The following is a 16,214-nucleotide window of genomic DNA, read 5'->3' as shown; positions in this document are numbered from 1 at the left end:
ACACAGTTTTAAAATGTAAGCCACCCTTGTTCATCGATATTTTGATAGAAATCTTACACATATCTCCCTTCAACATGACTATAAGAGCTTTCTAAACTCGAAAAAAGTATAAAACCGTAAGCCTATAGCTCATCAGCTCACTTTTCTGAATGATGTTCTGCAATTAAACCCTTATGGCACATCCTTTTGATAAATAAAAAGTTATGTCGAATACTCAAAGCAATTTAGCAGTATTTTGCTTTGAATTTAACCATAAGTGTACTTTTTATTGATTGAACGTTCAATCAATAAAAAGTATCATAAAAAAATGCTATGATGCTTTCCATGTAAGTTATTGAATCTAACGCCTTTAAATTTAAGGAAAATTGTTCTGGATTGTCATGAATAAACGTAGAGTAAAACCTGAGCATGAGCGCCGTGAAGAAATCATTAATGCTGCCTATGCAGTCATTTATGAGGTGGGCTTATCCAACACCACCATTGCTCAAATTGCGAAAAAAGCACAGCTTTCTACGGGCATTGTGAGCCATTATTTTGGTGATAAACAAGGTCTCATTCACAGTTGCATGCGCCAAATGCTGAATGTCTTAGCCGAGACCACGGCGAGCTATAAAGCAAAGGTGGCGCAACCCAGTCCAGAACATTTACTCAAAGCCATTATTGATGCCAACTTTGACATCAGTCAGGTCAACAACACTGCTATGCGGGTTTGGCTCGATTTTTGGTCTGCCAGTATGCACCTATCCGACTTGGGTCGACTGCAACGAATCAATGACCAACGTCTTTATTCAAATTTGAAGTTTTATTTCTTGCAGCTCATGCCGAAGTCACAGGCAAGCCAAGCCGCTAAAGGGCTAGCAGCACTGATTGATGGATTATGGTTACGTGGAAGTTTAAGTGGTCATCAAGCATTTGATCGTGATTTGGCACGTTCTATTGCATACGACTATGTCGATATGCAACTTCGCTTAATTCAACAGATACGGCAGGAACAACAAAATGAATGATGTACAGCTTCACTCGCTTTATATTCACGGACAATATTTCAATGCCACCAGTGGTCAAACCTTTGACAGTATCAACCCTGCTACAGGTGAAGTCATTGCTACCATTCAACAAGCATCCAAAGCTGATGTCGATACAGCCGTGCAAAGTGCTGTACAAGGGCAGCGTGAATGGGCTGCCAAGACGGCAATCGAACGTGCCCGTATTTTACGTCGAGCAGTCGATATTTTACGCGCACGTAATGATGAGTTAGCACGCCTAGAAACACTCGATACAGGTAAAGCATTTAGTGAAACTTCTACTGTGGACATTGTCACTGGTGCAGACGTTTTAGAATACTACGCAGGACTTGCAACTGCCATTCAAGGTGAACAAGTGCCACTACGTGAAAGTAGTTTTTTCTACACGCGCCGTGAACCCTTAGGCGTAGTGGCAGGGATTGGCGCTTGGAATTATCCAATCCAAATTGCACTTTGGAAATCAGCTCCTGCCCTCGCTGCTGGGAATGCCATGATTTTTAAACCCAGCGAAGTGACCCCTCTTACCGCCTTAAAGTTAGCAGAGATCTATAATGAAGCAGGCGTACCTGCTGGTGTTTTCAACGTGGTACAAGGTTTTGGTGCTGACGTGGGTCAATGGTTGACTGAACACCCAGATATCCAAAAAATTTCGTTCACAGGTGGTGTGGCAACGGGTAAAAAGGTCATGGCCAGTGCTGCGGCTTCTAGTCTCAAAGAAGTCACCATGGAGCTCGGTGGCAAATCACCTCTGATTATTTGTGCCGATGCCAACCTTGATCGCGCAGCCGATATTGCGGTGATGGCGAACTTCTTTAGCTCAGGTCAAGTATGTACCAATGGCACCCGTGTGTTTGTACCACAAACCCTCAAGGCTGTATTTGAACAAGCAGTGATTGAGCGTGTAAAACGTATTCGCATAGGTGACCCTATGCAGGCTGAAACCAACTTTGGACCTTTAGTCAGCTTTCCGCATATGGAAAAAGTCTTGTCTTATATTGAGTCAGGCAAACAACAAGGTGCGACCTTATTGATTGGTGGACAACGTGCTACCGAAGCAGCGCTTGCTCAAGGTGCATATGTATTACCGACTGTGTTTACAGACTGTCACGACGACATGCACATTGTGCAAGATGAAATCTTTGGTCCGGTCATGAGCATTTTAAGCTATGACAGTATTGAAGAAGCTATTCAACGTGCCAACAACACCAGTTATGGTTTAGCTGCGGGTGTGGTAACACAAGATATTTCCCAAGCGCATCGCATTATTCATCAGCTTGAGGCAGGGATTTGCTGGATCAATACATGGGGCGAATCCCCTGCTGAAATGCCTGTAGGGGGTTATAAACAGTCAGGAGTCGGACGTGAAAATGGCATCACCACACTTGAACACTATACCCGTATCAAATCGGTTCAAGTTGAACTGGGTGAATACCAAAGTATTTTTTAAAGTCTGAATTTTAACTATCTAAATCCTTACTTCCTTTTTATTTATTCTTTTTTTCATCCTCAACTCAACATGTGGCCACGTTCTCATGCAACGTGGCCCTGCCATAGAAAAAGGATCATTATGCATTCTCAACACTACGATTATATTATTATTGGTGCAGGTTCTGCGGGTAACGTACTGGCTGCTCGTTTAACAGAAGACCCCGATGTTTCGGTACTGTTACTCGAAGCAGGTGGTCCTGATTATCGTCTCGACTTCCGTACCCAGATGCCTGCTGCCTTAGCTTATCCCTTGCAAGGTCGTCGTTATAACTGGGCGTATTTAACCGACCCAGAACCTCATATGAATAACCGCCGCATGGAATGTGGTCGCGGCAAAGGCTTAGGCGGCTCATCCCTAATTAATGGCATGTGCTATATCCGTGGAAATGCCATGGATTTAGAACAATGGGCCAGCTTGAAAGGCCTTGAAGACTGGAGCTATGCGGACTGTCTGCCTTATTACAAAAAAGCTGAAACCCGTGATATCGGTGGCAATGACTATCATGGCGATGCTGGCCCTGTTTGTGTCGCCACACCTAAAGCAGACAATAACGTGTTATTCCACGCCATGGTTAAAGCGGGTGTGCAAGCAGGCTATCCACGCACTGATGACTTAAATGGTTATCAACAAGAAGGTTTCGGCCCAATGGATCGAACCGTAACCCCTAATGGGCGACGCTCAAGCACAGCACGTGGCTATTTAGATATGGCCAAAGGCCGAGCGAATCTAACCATTATCACCCACGCCATGACCAATCAAATTTTGTTCAATGGCAAACAAGCGATTGGTGTTGAATATATTCAAGGTGCTAATCAAAACAACTTGCTTCAGGTCTATGCCAATAAAGAAGTTCTACTTTGTGCAGGGGCGATAGCATCACCGCAAATTTTGCAACGTTCAGGTGTGGGTTCAAGCACCTTACTTCAATCTCTCGACATTCCAGTCGTGCATGACTTACCGGGTGTCGGTGAAAACCTGCAAGACCATTTAGAAATGTACTTACAATATAAGTGTAAGCAACCTGTTTCTCTCTACCCTGCTTTAAAATGGCAAAATCAACCTGCAATTGGTGCAGAGTGGTTGTTTAACGGAACAGGGATTGGAGCAAGCAACCAGTTTGAAGCAGGTGGCTTTATTCGATCCTCCAAAGAGTTTGCTTGGCCAAATATTCAATTCCACTTCTTGCCTGTTGCAATTAACTATAATGGCAGTAATGCCGTCAAAGAGCATGGATTCCAAGCCCATGTCGGTTCGATGCGCTCACCTTCACGCGGTCGAGTACAGGTGACATCTAAAAACCCTTTCGACCATCCAAGTATTTTATTTAACTACATGTCGACAGAACAAGACTGGCAGGAATTTCGTGACGCGATTCGAATCACCCGCGAAATCATGCAGCAACCTGCGCTTGATCCTTACCGTGGCGAAGAAATCAGTCCCGGAAAAGATGTGAGTAGCGATGCTGAATTAGACGAATTTGTACGTAATCACGCCGAAACGGCTTATCATCCATCCTGTAGTTGTAAAATGGGTGAAGATGATATGGCGGTAGTTGATGGACAAGGTCGCGTGCATGGCCTGCAAAGTTTACGTGTGGTGGATGCATCAATTATGCCGCTGATTATCACGGGTAACTTAAATGCAACCACCATTATGATGGCTGAAAAAATCGCGGATCAAATCCGTGGCCGCACAGCCCTACCTCGTTCTCATGCACCTTTTTATCAAGCTGAAACTGAATAAGTTTTAATAGCTCAGCACCTGACTTTAATTATCTTTAAAATAAAAAGGTCAGGTGATTATTCATTTTTTCTTAAACAACCATGCTGCGTTTTGTATACATAATGCTATTTCTATTAGTATCCAATTTATTCATTTTAGCTTTTAAAATATTGAATGCCTGTATATATATTCAACATCAATATCTTAATTATCAAATCTTAACAAGAATAAACACCAATAAAAACAATGATTAATCTTACACATCACTCATATTTATAGTTCAACCCAACCCATTTACAATAAAAATTACTAAGTCAATACATATTTAGTCTAAAATATTCATAAATCAGGACTGTGTGATAGGCTCAAAACTTATATTTTTGTGCGCTTTTCAGCTTTTAAGTATTACTTCAACTATACCAAGCTGGTCATTTATAAGCAGCTCTATCATTCTTCTTATTTTTTTATTCTTTTCGCTATAAAGCGATCCAAAACCTGCTCCCCAAGGTCATAATCGCATGAACAAATTCTTAAAATACCTTTTGGTATTAATCGTACTGCTTATTATTGCAGTCGTAATTTTCTTATTTAGACCCGTCACGTCTAAAAAAATCCAAACCACCAGCAATGAGCCTGTTGTTGACGCAGTCTTAGTCGGCGGTGGGATCATGAGTGCAACTTTAGGCACATATCTAAGCGAGCTTGAGCCAAACTGGCAAATTCGCATGTATGAACGCCTAGACAATGTTGCACAAGAAAGCTCAAACGGCTTCAACAATGCTGGCACAGGCCACTCTGGCTTTATGGAAATGAACTATACCTCTGAAAAAGATGGAAAAATGGACATTTCTAAAGCTGTGAACGTTGCGGAACAATTTGAAGTTGCAAAACAGTTCTGGTCTTATCAGGTGAAAGAAGGCGTTTTGGGTCAACCAAATAGCTTTATCAACCCTGTACCGCACATTGCCTTCGTTTGGGGCGATAACGTGAATTTCCTCGAAAAACGTTATGCTGCAATGGTTAAAAACCCAATGTTCTATGGCATGAAATTCTCTGAGAATCCTGCTGAAATTAAACAATGGGCACCATTGGTAATGAATGGCCGCGATGCTGCACAGAAAGTAGCTGCAACACGCATGGATGTAGGTTCGGATGTGAACTATGGTTCGATCACCACTCAATTGGTCGATCACCTTAAAAAACAATCTAACTTCAAACTACAAACATCGACTGAAGTGACTGGCATTAGCCAAAACGATGATAAAACTTGGACGGTTGCATTTAAAAACCTCACCACAGGTAAAACAGATCACGTGAAAACGCGCTTTGTCTTTATTGGTGCAGGCGGTGCAGCGGTTAAGCTTTTACAAATGACAGGCTTACCAGAAGCGAAGCAATATGCTGGCTTCCCTGTAGGTGGCGTGTTCTTAATGACCGACAACCCGAAAGTCACTGAAGGTCATACTGCAAAAGTTTATGGTCGTGCTGAATTAGGCGCGCCTCCAATGTCTGTTCCACATATTGATACACGTTATATCGACGGTAAAAAATATGTATTATTTGGTCCATTTGCGACTTATTCAAACAAGTTCTTAAAACAAGGTTCTCAGCTTGATTTATTGAAATCAACCACGAAGAACAACGTTTTACCAATGACTGCTGTTGGTATGGAAAATCTTGATTTGGTGAAATACTTAGTTAGCCAAGTCATGATGACCGATGCCGACCGTTTTAATGAATTGAAAAAATACTACCCTGATGCAAAACCAGAAGACTGGCGTATGAATCAAGGTGGTCAACGTGTACAAATCATTAAGAAAGAACCAGGCAAACCTGCAAGCTTACAATTTGGTACCGAGATTTTTGCATCACAAGATGGTGCTGTGACTGCCCTATTAGGTGCTTCACCAGGCGCTTCGACTTCTCCTTATATTATGTTGAGCTTGCTTGAAAAAGCATTCCCACAACAAGTAGAAGGTAAATGGAATCCGAAATTACATGAAATTGTAAAATCGTACCAACAAGAACTCAGCACCAATCCTGTTCTTCTTGACCAAATTCGCCAATACACCAGCACAACCCTAGGTTTGAAATATACACCTATGGCTAAAGCTGCAAATGACGAAACTGTTGCGGTAGCAAAAGCACAGTAATCTGTTTTAAACCCTAAAAAGGATGGACTTTGCGCCATCCTTTTTTTAATTCATATTTGAAACTATTCTGTTTATGTCGCTTTTCCATTCCGACGCTTTTTTGGCTTTTCGTTCACGTGATTTTTCACTTCTGAGTGTAAATCAATTGTGCTTAATTCTAGCCATCATGATTCAAGAAGTCGTCATTGCCTATAGTGTCTATCAACTCACTCAAAATCCACTCAGCCTTGGCATGATTGCCTTAATTGAGTTACTTCCCTTTATTTTCCTCTCCCTTATTAGTGGCGACTGGGCTGACCGCTATAACCGACAAAAAATTGTGCAGTGGAGTTTTAGCTGTAGCACCCTAATTCCCTTATTATTTATTGTTCTTTTTTCTCAATACCAACAACAGCACATTCAACAAAATACACTTTTATGCGGCATTTATAGCCTCATCTTTTGCTTAGGTATACTTAGAGGTATTTACAGTCCATCTTTTAATTCATTACGCCCTTTTCTAACCCCAGAGTCAGCCTATAGCAATGCAGCCACATGGACTGCCCTCATTTGGCAAATGGGCGGCATTTTAGCGCCCTTATGCGCAGGACTTTTACTCGGCCAACTTGGGCTTAAAAAAACCCTCTTGATTGTTTTTTTCTTGTGTTGCGTGGGTAGCATCTGCTTATTCGGATTAAGCGCTCGCGACTTCCCTAGCACGCATAAACAACATTTAAGCAAAAGCTTAAAAGAGGCCTATTTATTTATCTTTAAACATCCACTGATGTTTTGGAGTATGTTACTTGACCTCAGTGCCATGCTTTTTTGTAGTGTCATTATCTTACTGCCTATTTTTGCACACGACATCCTACATCTCGGCGTTGAAGGCCTAGGTATACTCAGAGCAGCACCAGCCATTGGCGCCTGTATCATGATGTTGATGTTGACCTGTTATTCTCCGATGCAAAATGCATGGAGAAACATGCTCTATAGTAGTTTTGCAATTGCTTTGTGCACTTTAGCCTTTGCACTATCCCCCCATATTTGGCTCTCAGTCTTCTTCCTTGTTTTGATTGGCGCCTTTGATAGCATCAGCATGATCATTCGACAAACTTTATTACAGCAACTCCCCCCAAAAGCACTATTAGGACGTGTAGCAGCTTTAAATGGCATCTTAGTGACTTCAGGTAATCAACTCGGTGCCCTACACATGAGCCTGATGACGCGCTATTTTTCTGTGGTGCCAGCAGTACTTATTGGCGGGACGCTGTGTTTAATAATCTGTGGTCTAAGCTCTACTCGTACACGACATTTACTCAACCCATCTCCAACACAACAAAAACATGTCACCGTCACAAGAATCAAATAGCATGTTAAGCTTCAAATCTCCTTTTAATATGATGTGAGTTTTCAATAGAGCAAATTATGAAACAGATTCTCCCCTTTTCACACACTCTCTATGTCAAACTCTATTCTTTCGTACTATCCATGTTGTTGGCTTATTGCCTATTCAATGCAATCTATAGTGTGATTATTGGTGGAAAAAGTGCATACCTTTTCAGTAGTCTGATTTTAATATTTCAAACAATTACTGTTTTTAAAGCATCTGTAAATAAAAAGATCTATAACTACATGGGATTGATTGGACTCATTCTAATTCTGATTTATCTCAATCATTGGATGTTTCTTTCTCAGTATGAAAGTATTGCCATTCTTCCCTCAGTCATACTCACCGCACTTAGCTTAGGCTATTTTTTACAGCAGCACTTGCATTTAAATCTATTGAAGGCGGCTTTAATTTTTGGGCTTTTAGTATTAGCCTATACGCAATACCATGACTTGAATACTCTACAAAACTATTATAATAGCCTGCATACAGGTGAAACATGGCAGCAATATGGTGCTTTATAAAGATCAAAAAAACCGTTAGAGTTTTCTTCTTATTTTAAGCACAAAAAAGCCAGCAATATCGCTGGCTTAATTCTTTTAGACTTTAGCGATGAGTATGAATTGACATCACGATGCCCATGCTGGCCAGCATGGTAATCACCGCGGTTCCACCATAACTCATCAGTGGCAATGGATCACCTGTTACAGGTAAAATCCCACTGACCATCCCCGAGTTTAACAACACAAAGAAGAAGAACGTTAAGCCCACAGCACCCGCATATAATCGCCCAAAATTATGAAAGCTGTTCATACCAATAATTAAACAACGAATGATAATGGCCGCAAACAAACTAAACAGCAAGAACACCCCAATAAAGCCAAACTCTTCCGCATACGTCGACATAATGAAGTCGGTATGGTGCTCAGGCAAATACCCCAAATGTGACTGTGTGCCTTCTGTGAAACCCTTCCCCATTAAGCCACCTGAACCAATGGCAATTTTGGATTGGATAATATTCCAACCCGCACCCAATGCATCCGACTCTGGATCAAATAAAGTGAGCACTCGCTTTTTTTGGTACTCTTGCAAAAAGAACATCCAAAGTAAGGGAGCGACAACAGCCAACGCACCGCAGGCCAAAGCAATAAGCCGCCAAGAAATACCGCTGAGGAAAATGACGCACACACCAGGAATCAAGAGACCTAGGTTTAAGTCGGGCTGTAAAGCTGCCAATAAAAACGGCAACATCATAATACCCAACGAAATCACAATATGCATAAACTTCGGCGGGAATGCACGACCTGCAAAGTACCATGCCATCATCAAAGGCATGGCAAACTTCATAAACTCAGAAGGCTGCATACTACCAATACCCGGTAGACTAATCCAACGTCTGGCTCCCATGCGGGTTTCGCCCACCACCAAGACCAATACCATTAAAATCACAGCAAAGATGAAAAAATAAGGACTAATGGCCTGATAGACTTTGGGAGGGATTTGCGCACAGATAATCATCACAATGAAGCCCACAGCAAAGCTTGTGGCTTGGCGAAACACCATACCCATATCTTGCGCTGAAGCACTATAAATGACCAACAATCCCAACACGGCATTTAAAATCAGAAAGCATAAAAGCCATGGATCTAAATGCAATTTAGCCCAGCGAGATGAGTCATGTTTAATGCTTCTACCGTCACGTAAAGACTGACGTAAAAAACGATACTGCTGTGATGGTATCATTTGCGTAAATTGAATGAGCTAAAGACAGGGCAAATTATAAGTTCAAAGTGTTTTAGATAACATCATTCAAACCCATATTTCTGTAGTTTTAGCTCAATAAATCCAAATAATTTTTTATTGTGCCGCCAAAATCAGGCGTGCAAGCTCAAGGTCATCTGGATAGGTAATTTTAATATTATCGGAGCGCCCTTGTACGACTTGAACCTTTTCACCAACAAACTCTAAAGCACTAGCTTCATCTGTAATTAAGGCTTGTGCCTCTAGTGCATGTTCAATTGCCTTTTTCAGTACCCCCAGTTTAGCAATCTGCGGAGTTTGTGCCTGCCAAAGCTGTGAACGATCAACGGTTTCTTGAATATCTTGCGCTGAGGCTACACGCTTTAAAGTATCTCTAACAGGAATAGCTAAAATCGCCCCTGTATTGGACTGAATAGCAGTATCAACCAATCTCACCAAACAATCCTGCGTGACACATGGACGAGCTGCATCATGGACAAAGACCCAGTCGTCAGCATCAGCGATTGTGGAAAGATAATTGAGCGCATTGAGCACTGAGTCTACACGCTCAGCACCACCTTCACAAAAATGTGCTTTTTCCATGTTGGTAAAAGGCAAACTTTGAGCGACATCATCATCTAAACCAATCGCCAAAACATAGCCCTGTAAAGGCAATTGGTTAAGACGTAAAACCGTATGTTCAAGTACGGTCTTTTGTCCAATCATTTGATATTGTTTTAGTTCAGTTTTAGAAAAGCGACTACCCGAGCCAGCAGCAGGAATAATAGCCCACAATTTATGGGGTAGCTGGAGGGGTTTCAGGCTCATCGTCTTCATTGGTTCGCAAATCAATTTGGGCGTTAGGATCAATATAAACAGGCTTATATTGAGTACTGATGGTACTCATTTGAATAAACGTTTCTCGAGGTTTGATTAAACCCAAGTCTAAGCGCGCATGCTCTTCAATGGCTTCAATACCATTTTTCAAATCATACACTTCTGCCGCCAAGACACGATTACGTTCTTTTAAGTCGTTATTAATTTCAGTTTGTTGTTGGATTTTTTGTGTGAGTTGTAAATGGTCTTGATAACCACCCTCACCAAACCAGTATAAATACTGAAACCCTGCGATCAAAATGATCGCAAGGCCTAGTAGTACTTTACTCATCAACGAGTCGAATACATTGAACATTGACATCAGTCGCTTAGTTTAAACCTTTAAACTCAGCTTTACCGCGGTAAGCAGCATTTGTCAATTCTTCAATACGAAGCAATTGGTTGTATTTCGCTACACGGTCAGAACGGCACAGTGAACCTGTCTTGATTTGACCAGCCGCAGTACCCACCGCAAGATCAGCAATCGTAGAATCTTCAGTTTCGCCAGAACGGTGTGAAATTACAGTAGAGTAACCATTTTCTTTCGCAAGATAGATTGCATCTAGAGTTTCAGTCAACGTACCAATTTGGTTGTATTTAATTAAGATAGAGTTACCTACTTTCTCATTAATACCACGTTGAAGGATTTTCGGGTTTGTAACGAACAAGTCATCACCCACCAACTGGATTTTGTCGCCAAGGATAGATGTCAAGTAAGACCAACCTTCCCAATCTGACTCATCTAAACCATCTTCAATTGAGATAATTGGATATTGGTTTACAAGGCCCGCCAAATAGTCAGAGAACTGGTTGCTTGTGAATGCTTTATTGCCTTCACCAGCAAGGATGTACTGACCATTTTTGTAAAATTCTGAAGACGCACAGTCAAGCGCAAGCATAATATCAGAACCCGCTTTGTAGCCAGTTTGACCAATCGCTTCAAGAATCACAGTGATTGCTTCTTCGTTTGAACGTAAGTTCGGCGCAAAACCACCCTCATCACCTACAGCAGTGTTTAAACCTTTTTTGTTTAAAACTGATTTTAGAGAATGGAAGATTTCAGCACCCGCACGTAATGCTTCAGAGAATGAAGTGAAGCCTACTGGCTCAATCATAAACTCTTGAATATCCACATTGTTGTCTGCATGCGAACCACCATTGATGATGTTCATCATTGGTACAGGCATAGTCAAAATGGTTTGACCACGTAAATCTGCGATGTATTGAAAAAGAGGAATTTTCTTTTCATCAGCAGCAGCACGTGCAGCAGCGAGCGAAACAGCTAAAGTTGCATTTGCACCCAATTTTTCTTTGTTTTCAGTACCATCAAGTTCGATCATCGTATTATCGATGTCTTTTTGTTCAAATACTGATTTGCCCACTAAAGCATCACGGATAATCGTGTTTACGTTGTTAACCGCAGTTTTAACACCTTTACCCAAATAGCGTGCTTTGTCGCCATCACGAAGTTCTAAAGCTTCACGAGAACCAGTTGAAGCACCAGATGGTGCACATGCACGGCCAACTACGCCAGATGCTAAGATTACGTCTGCTTCGATGGTTGGGTTACCACGAGAGTCCAAAATTTCACGTGCACGAATGTCAACGATTTGGCTCATGAACAATTCCTCAGTTGATTAATAACGAGATGCTTTAGATGGCATCAATGAGTTTATAATTTAGTGTGTATCTAGCTTTTTGAAACCTTTAACCAAGGTGTCCAATTCTTTTAGCTGTGCCAAGAAAGGCTCAAGTTGAGACATACGCAATGCGCATGGTCCATCACACTTGGCTTTTTCTGGGTCTGGATGTGCTTCCAAGAATAAACCTGCTAGACCTGTTGCCATTCCCGCGCGGGCAAGTGTCGTGATTTGCGCACGACGACCGCCCGCAGAATCCGCACGACCACCCGGAGTTTGAAGCGCATGGGTCACATCAAAGAACACAGGGACATTCATTTCTTTCATGATGTCGAAACCCAACATGTCTACAACCAAATTGTTGTAACCAAATGCCGAACCACGTTCACAAATAATGAGCTTGTCATTCCCGGCCTCTAAACACTTATGCAAAATATGGCGCATTTCATGTGGTGCAAGGAATTGTGCTTTTTTGATGTTAATGATGGCATCAGTTTTTGCCATCGCTTCAACCAAATCAGTCTGACGACTTAGGAAAGCAGGAAGTTGGATAATATCCGCAACTTCCGCTACAGGTGCAGCTTGGTAAGGTTCATGTACATCAGTAATGATAGGTACATTGAAATGTTTTTTAATGTCAGCTAACCACTCAATCCCTTTTTCTAGGCCTGGCCCTCGAAACGAGTTCAAGCTTGAACGGTTGGCCTTATCAAAACTGGCTTTAAATACGTAAGGAATCTCCAAACGCTTGCAGATATCGACATAAGTCTCTGCAATTTCAAAAGCCAAATCTTTAGACTCAAGTACGTTCATGCCGCCGAATAGTACAAATGGCAAGTGGTTTGCCATTTGTATATCGCCTAAACGTACAATTTCTTGTGGTTTTAATTGTGACATTTAAACTTCCTAGTTTATTGCTTAACCCAAATTACTTCGCTTTTTTGTACTGTGCTTTTGCAGCATCAATAAAACTAGCAAATAATGGGTGCCCATCACGTGGTGAACTTGTAAATTCTGGGTGGAATTGTACAGCAATAAACCAAGGATGTTGAGGAATTTCAACTGTTTCTACTAAGTGCTGTACAGGTGAATAGCCCGAAATTTTCATGCCAGCTTCTTCAAGCGCTGGAATAAAACGGTTATTCATCTCATAACGGTGACGGTGACGTTCAATAATATCTGCTGAACCATACACTTCACGTGTTTTAGTCCCTTCAACCAATTCTGATTTTTGAGCACCAAGACGCATCGTACCACCAAGGTCAGAGTCAACATTACGCTGTTGAACTTCACCACGCTCATCTAACCATTCAGTGATTAGACCAATCAATGGAGACTTAGTCGAACGGTTGAATTCAGTCGAACTCGCGTCACTAATACCCACGACATTACGTGCATATTCGATCACAGCCAACTGCATACCTAAACAGATACCCAAGAATGGAACACCGTTTTCACGTGCGAATTTAATCGCTTGCATTTTCCCTTCAGTACCACGTTCACCAAAACCACCCGGTACCAAGATTGCATCCATATCTTTCAATACTTCATTGACATCTTGGCTTTCAAGTTCTTCAGCATTGACATAGTCAATTTGAACTTTAACGCGATTTTGAATGCCCGCATGTAAAAGCGCTTCATTCACAGACTTATACGCATCTGGAAGTTCAACATACTTACCAACCATTGCAACACGAACCGTGTATTCAGGGTTTAGTAGCGCTTCTACAACATTGTCCCAATCTGTTAAATCAGCTTCAGGCAAGTCATTGAAACCAAAACGTTCACAGATTAAGTCGTCAACATTTTGCTCATAGAATGTACGCGGAATTTGGTAAATGCTGCGCGCATCTTTACACACCACAACTGCACGTGCTTCAACGTTTGTGAACAAGGCAATTTTACGGGTCGTGTCTGCATCAACATCATATTCAGTACGACAAATTAAAATGTCAGGCTGAATACCAATCGATAACAATTCTTTTACCGAGTGCTGAGTTGGTTTAGTTTTCAACTCTGCCGCAGATTTGATATATGGAAGCAAAGTTAAGTGCATAAGCATAGTGCGCTTATGACCTAGTTCAACCATAAGTTGACGTACAGATTCCATGAATGGGAGAGATTCAATGTCACCTACTGTGCCGCCAATTTCAACAATCGCAACGTCATAACCTTCGCCTGCGCGAAGTACACGTTCTTTGATGTTGTCTGTAATATGTGGAATAACTTGAACAGTTCCACCAAGGTAGTCACCACGGCGTTCTTTATTTAAAACGTCTTGGTATACGCGACCAGAAGTAAAGTTATTTAACTTGGTCATTTTCGCACGACGCAAGAAACGTTCGTAATAACCCAAGTCTAAATCGGTTTCTGCACCATCCTCTGTGACAAAAACTTCACCATGTTGGAACGGGCTCATAGTCCCTGGATCGACATTAATGTATGGATCCATTTTTACCATGGTTACTTTTAATCCACGGGCTTCTAAAAGCGCAGCAACTGAAGCAGCTGAAATACCTTTACCTAGTGATGAAACTACACCACCAGTCACGAAAATAAAATGGGTCATTGGGTTTCTCGTACAATCGAGCCTAATTCGGCCTGCAATGTTGCGCAATTTTACTTTACCTTGTACCAATAAAGCAAAGTCAATCCGCATCAATTCATAGAACAATAAACAATTGGATATTCTATCAGCATTTGGCAGATAAAATTAAGCTAAGTTCATAGGATTTTCATCTTGCATTTTGCTGTTATAATGGCGCGATCCTTCAAACACTCGATTTTATGTAATTATGAATAAAAAACTTTTAATTTGTGGTGCCATTGCAGCAGGCTTACTATTAACAGCATGTGTAAAGAAAGAAGCACCTAAAGAAGATGAACAAGAACAAGTTGAAGTCGTTACTACAGAGCAACAACAAACTGTTGAACTTCAACCTTTAGCAGCATCTGAGCCTGAGATTCCAGCGCAAGTTGAAGTGATTCGCGAAGAAACGCCGAATACAACTACTGAAATCCGTCGTGAAACGCCAGCACCTGCTCCAGCAGCTCAGCCTGCACCTAAAGCAGAAGCACCAAAAGCTGAAGAAAAACCAACGCAAGCACGTCCAAGTAATACAAACCCAAATACGCAAACTGAAGACGATGCGGTTGCAGCAGCCATTGCAGCAGCGACACCAGCTTTAGAAAACTAATCATCGCTATTTAGATGATTAAAAAACCCGATTGATATCGGGTTTTTTTAATGCTGGCTTATAAATAGGCTTTTAATTTTTCTGCAAGAAAGTCGATAAACAAGCGAATACGCTTTGGCACATAATTCTGTTGATAGTAGACCGCATGTATTTTCTGCTCTTTGATCTGAATTTGATCTTCCAACAAAGCAATAAACCGCCCATCTTGAATATCTTGCTCGACCATAAAGCGTGATAAACAGGCAATCCCTGCCCCCTGCAATGCCAACTGACGAACCGTTTCACCATTTGAACATTTAATTTTAGCCTGAATAATTAAAGGCTCATCCTCCAACTGAATAGGCCACGTATTTAAATGTGCAGGCTGACTAAAACCAAGCAAAGTATGTGAGCTTAATTCTGCTGCATTTTTAGGTAGACCATGTTTTTGCGCATAAACAGGACTAGCCACAATATATAAACGGCTTTTACAAAGCAGCTTGGCATGTAAGCTGGAATCCGCTAACTCACCAAACCTAATCGCGACATCGGTTTTATGTTCAAGTAAGTCTATAACCTGATCGTGATTGGTAATTTCTATATCAATTTTTGGGTAGTGCTGCATAAATTCTTCAATCAGCGGCACTATCACATGCAGTACAAAAGGCGTTGCTGAATCAATCCGAATTAAACCAGACGCCTCAGCATCAGTATTTTGCAGACTTTCTTCAGCTTCGGTCAGATCCAGTAAAATTTTACGCGCCTTTGCCAAAAACTGCTGTCCTTCATAGGTCAGCTTGAGCTTCCGTGTCGTTCGTTCCAGCAACGTCACATTCAACTTCGACTCTAAACGTTGCAAGGCACGGCTGACACCTGATGTGGTTTGATCCAATTGCTGCGCAGCTTTGATGATAGAGCCACTATCAACAATGCTCACAAAAGCCGTTAATTCTTCTATGGTTGATTTCATGTGTAATTATTGATTAATAGTCAATAATATTTTGCAAATTACCCAGTTTTTAAGCAA

14 protein-coding genes are annotated in these 16,214 nt (G+C 41.5%); 7 read left to right on the top strand and 7 right to left on the bottom strand.

Annotation, left to right across the window (positions count from 1 at the left end; translation table 11 throughout):
- The first annotated feature begins 380 nt into the window (after positions 1 to 380).
- The 6 genes from betI to KVY11_RS05560 all read left to right on the top strand — a co-directional run bounded on the left by betI (position 381) and on the right by KVY11_RS05560 (position 8,279).
- A complete protein-coding gene (gene betI / locus KVY11_RS05585; RefSeq protein WP_218288375.1) occupies positions 381 to 1,007 on the top strand; it encodes a transcriptional regulator BetI in 627 nt (208 codons plus the stop codon).
- Entirely contained in the window at positions 1,000 to 2,472 is a 1,473-nt protein-coding gene (gene betB, locus KVY11_RS05580) for a betaine-aldehyde dehydrogenase (RefSeq protein ID WP_218288374.1), read from the top strand. The genes betI and betB overlap by 8 nt, the downstream gene beginning before the upstream one ends.
- 120 nt (positions 2,473 to 2,592) lie before the next feature.
- Complete coding sequence (gene betA, locus KVY11_RS05575) at positions 2,593 to 4,257, top strand: choline dehydrogenase (RefSeq protein ID WP_218288373.1); 1,665 nt, start codon at positions 2,593 to 2,595, stop codon at positions 4,255 to 4,257.
- A 497-nt stretch (positions 4,258 to 4,754) separates the two neighbouring features.
- On the top strand, positions 4,755 to 6,389 hold the full coding sequence (gene mqo / locus KVY11_RS05570) for a malate dehydrogenase (quinone) (RefSeq protein ID WP_168158815.1): 1,635 nt from the start codon (positions 4,755 to 4,757) through the stop codon (positions 6,387 to 6,389).
- Between the two features lie 73 nt (positions 6,390 to 6,462).
- Positions 6,463 to 7,737, top strand: coding sequence for an MFS transporter (locus tag KVY11_RS05565; RefSeq protein ID WP_168158816.1), 1,275 nt, complete (start codon positions 6,463 to 6,465; stop codon positions 7,735 to 7,737).
- A 56-nt stretch (positions 7,738 to 7,793) separates the two neighbouring features.
- Positions 7,794 to 8,279: a hypothetical protein gene (locus KVY11_RS05560; RefSeq protein ID WP_218288372.1), complete on the top strand. Its 486-nt coding sequence runs from the start codon at positions 7,794 to 7,796 to the stop codon at positions 8,277 to 8,279.
- 82 nt (positions 8,280 to 8,361) lie between these two features.
- On the opposite strand, the gene rodA is transcribed toward KVY11_RS05560, so the two are convergent.
- From rodA to KVY11_RS05530, 6 genes are all read right to left on the bottom strand, one after another.
- Positions 8,362 to 9,498 carry a rod shape-determining protein RodA gene (rodA, locus tag KVY11_RS05555; protein ID WP_004696637.1) on the bottom strand — a complete coding sequence of 379 codons (1,137 nt, stop codon included), beginning with the start codon at positions 9,496 to 9,498 and terminating at the stop codon, positions 8,362 to 8,364.
- A gap of 114 nt (positions 9,499 to 9,612) precedes the next feature.
- Positions 9,613 to 10,332 (bottom strand): 2-C-methyl-D-erythritol 4-phosphate cytidylyltransferase, encoded by a 720-nt coding sequence (ispD, locus tag KVY11_RS05550; RefSeq protein ID WP_218288371.1) that lies wholly within the window; start codon positions 10,330 to 10,332, stop codon positions 9,613 to 9,615.
- Positions 10,292 to 10,693, bottom strand: a complete 402-nt coding sequence (locus KVY11_RS05545) for a septum formation initiator family protein (protein ID WP_010326966.1) — start codon at positions 10,691 to 10,693, stop codon at positions 10,292 to 10,294. The genes ispD and KVY11_RS05545 overlap by 41 nt, the downstream gene beginning before the upstream one ends.
- 7 nt (positions 10,694 to 10,700) lie before the next feature.
- Positions 10,701 to 11,990: a phosphopyruvate hydratase gene (eno, locus tag KVY11_RS05540; protein WP_004696631.1), complete on the bottom strand. Its 1,290-nt coding sequence runs from the start codon at positions 11,988 to 11,990 to the stop codon at positions 10,701 to 10,703.
- Positions 11,991 to 12,050: 60 nt separating this feature from the next.
- Entirely contained in the window at positions 12,051 to 12,908 is an 858-nt protein-coding gene (gene kdsA / locus KVY11_RS05535; RefSeq protein ID WP_005401052.1) for a 3-deoxy-8-phosphooctulonate synthase, read from the bottom strand.
- 31 nt (positions 12,909 to 12,939) lie between these two features.
- The gene (locus tag KVY11_RS05530) at positions 12,940 to 14,580 is read right to left on the bottom strand and encodes a CTP synthase (protein WP_004696627.1); all 1,641 of its coding nucleotides are present in this window, start codon (positions 14,578 to 14,580) and stop codon (positions 12,940 to 12,942) included.
- 226 nt (positions 14,581 to 14,806) lie between these two features.
- On the opposite strand from KVY11_RS05530, the gene KVY11_RS05525 reads away from it, so the two are divergent.
- Positions 14,807 to 15,208 carry a hypothetical protein gene (locus tag KVY11_RS05525; RefSeq protein ID WP_004696625.1) on the top strand — a complete coding sequence of 134 codons (402 nt, stop codon included), beginning with the start codon at positions 14,807 to 14,809 and terminating at the stop codon, positions 15,206 to 15,208.
- Positions 15,209 to 15,266: 58 nt separating this feature from the next.
- On the opposite strand, the gene KVY11_RS05520 is transcribed toward KVY11_RS05525, so the two are convergent.
- Complete coding sequence (locus KVY11_RS05520) at positions 15,267 to 16,157, bottom strand: LysR family transcriptional regulator (protein ID WP_218288370.1); 891 nt, start codon at positions 16,155 to 16,157, stop codon at positions 15,267 to 15,269.
- Positions 16,158 to 16,214: the final 57 nt, after the last annotated feature.

The sequence above is a fragment of the Acinetobacter sp. CWB-G5 genome (genome assembly GCF_019209785.1).
In the GTDB taxonomy this organism is placed as follows: Bacteria; Pseudomonadota; Gammaproteobacteria; order Pseudomonadales; family Moraxellaceae; genus Acinetobacter; species Acinetobacter johnsonii.
This window is presented reverse-complemented; position numbering and strand designations above follow the sequence as displayed.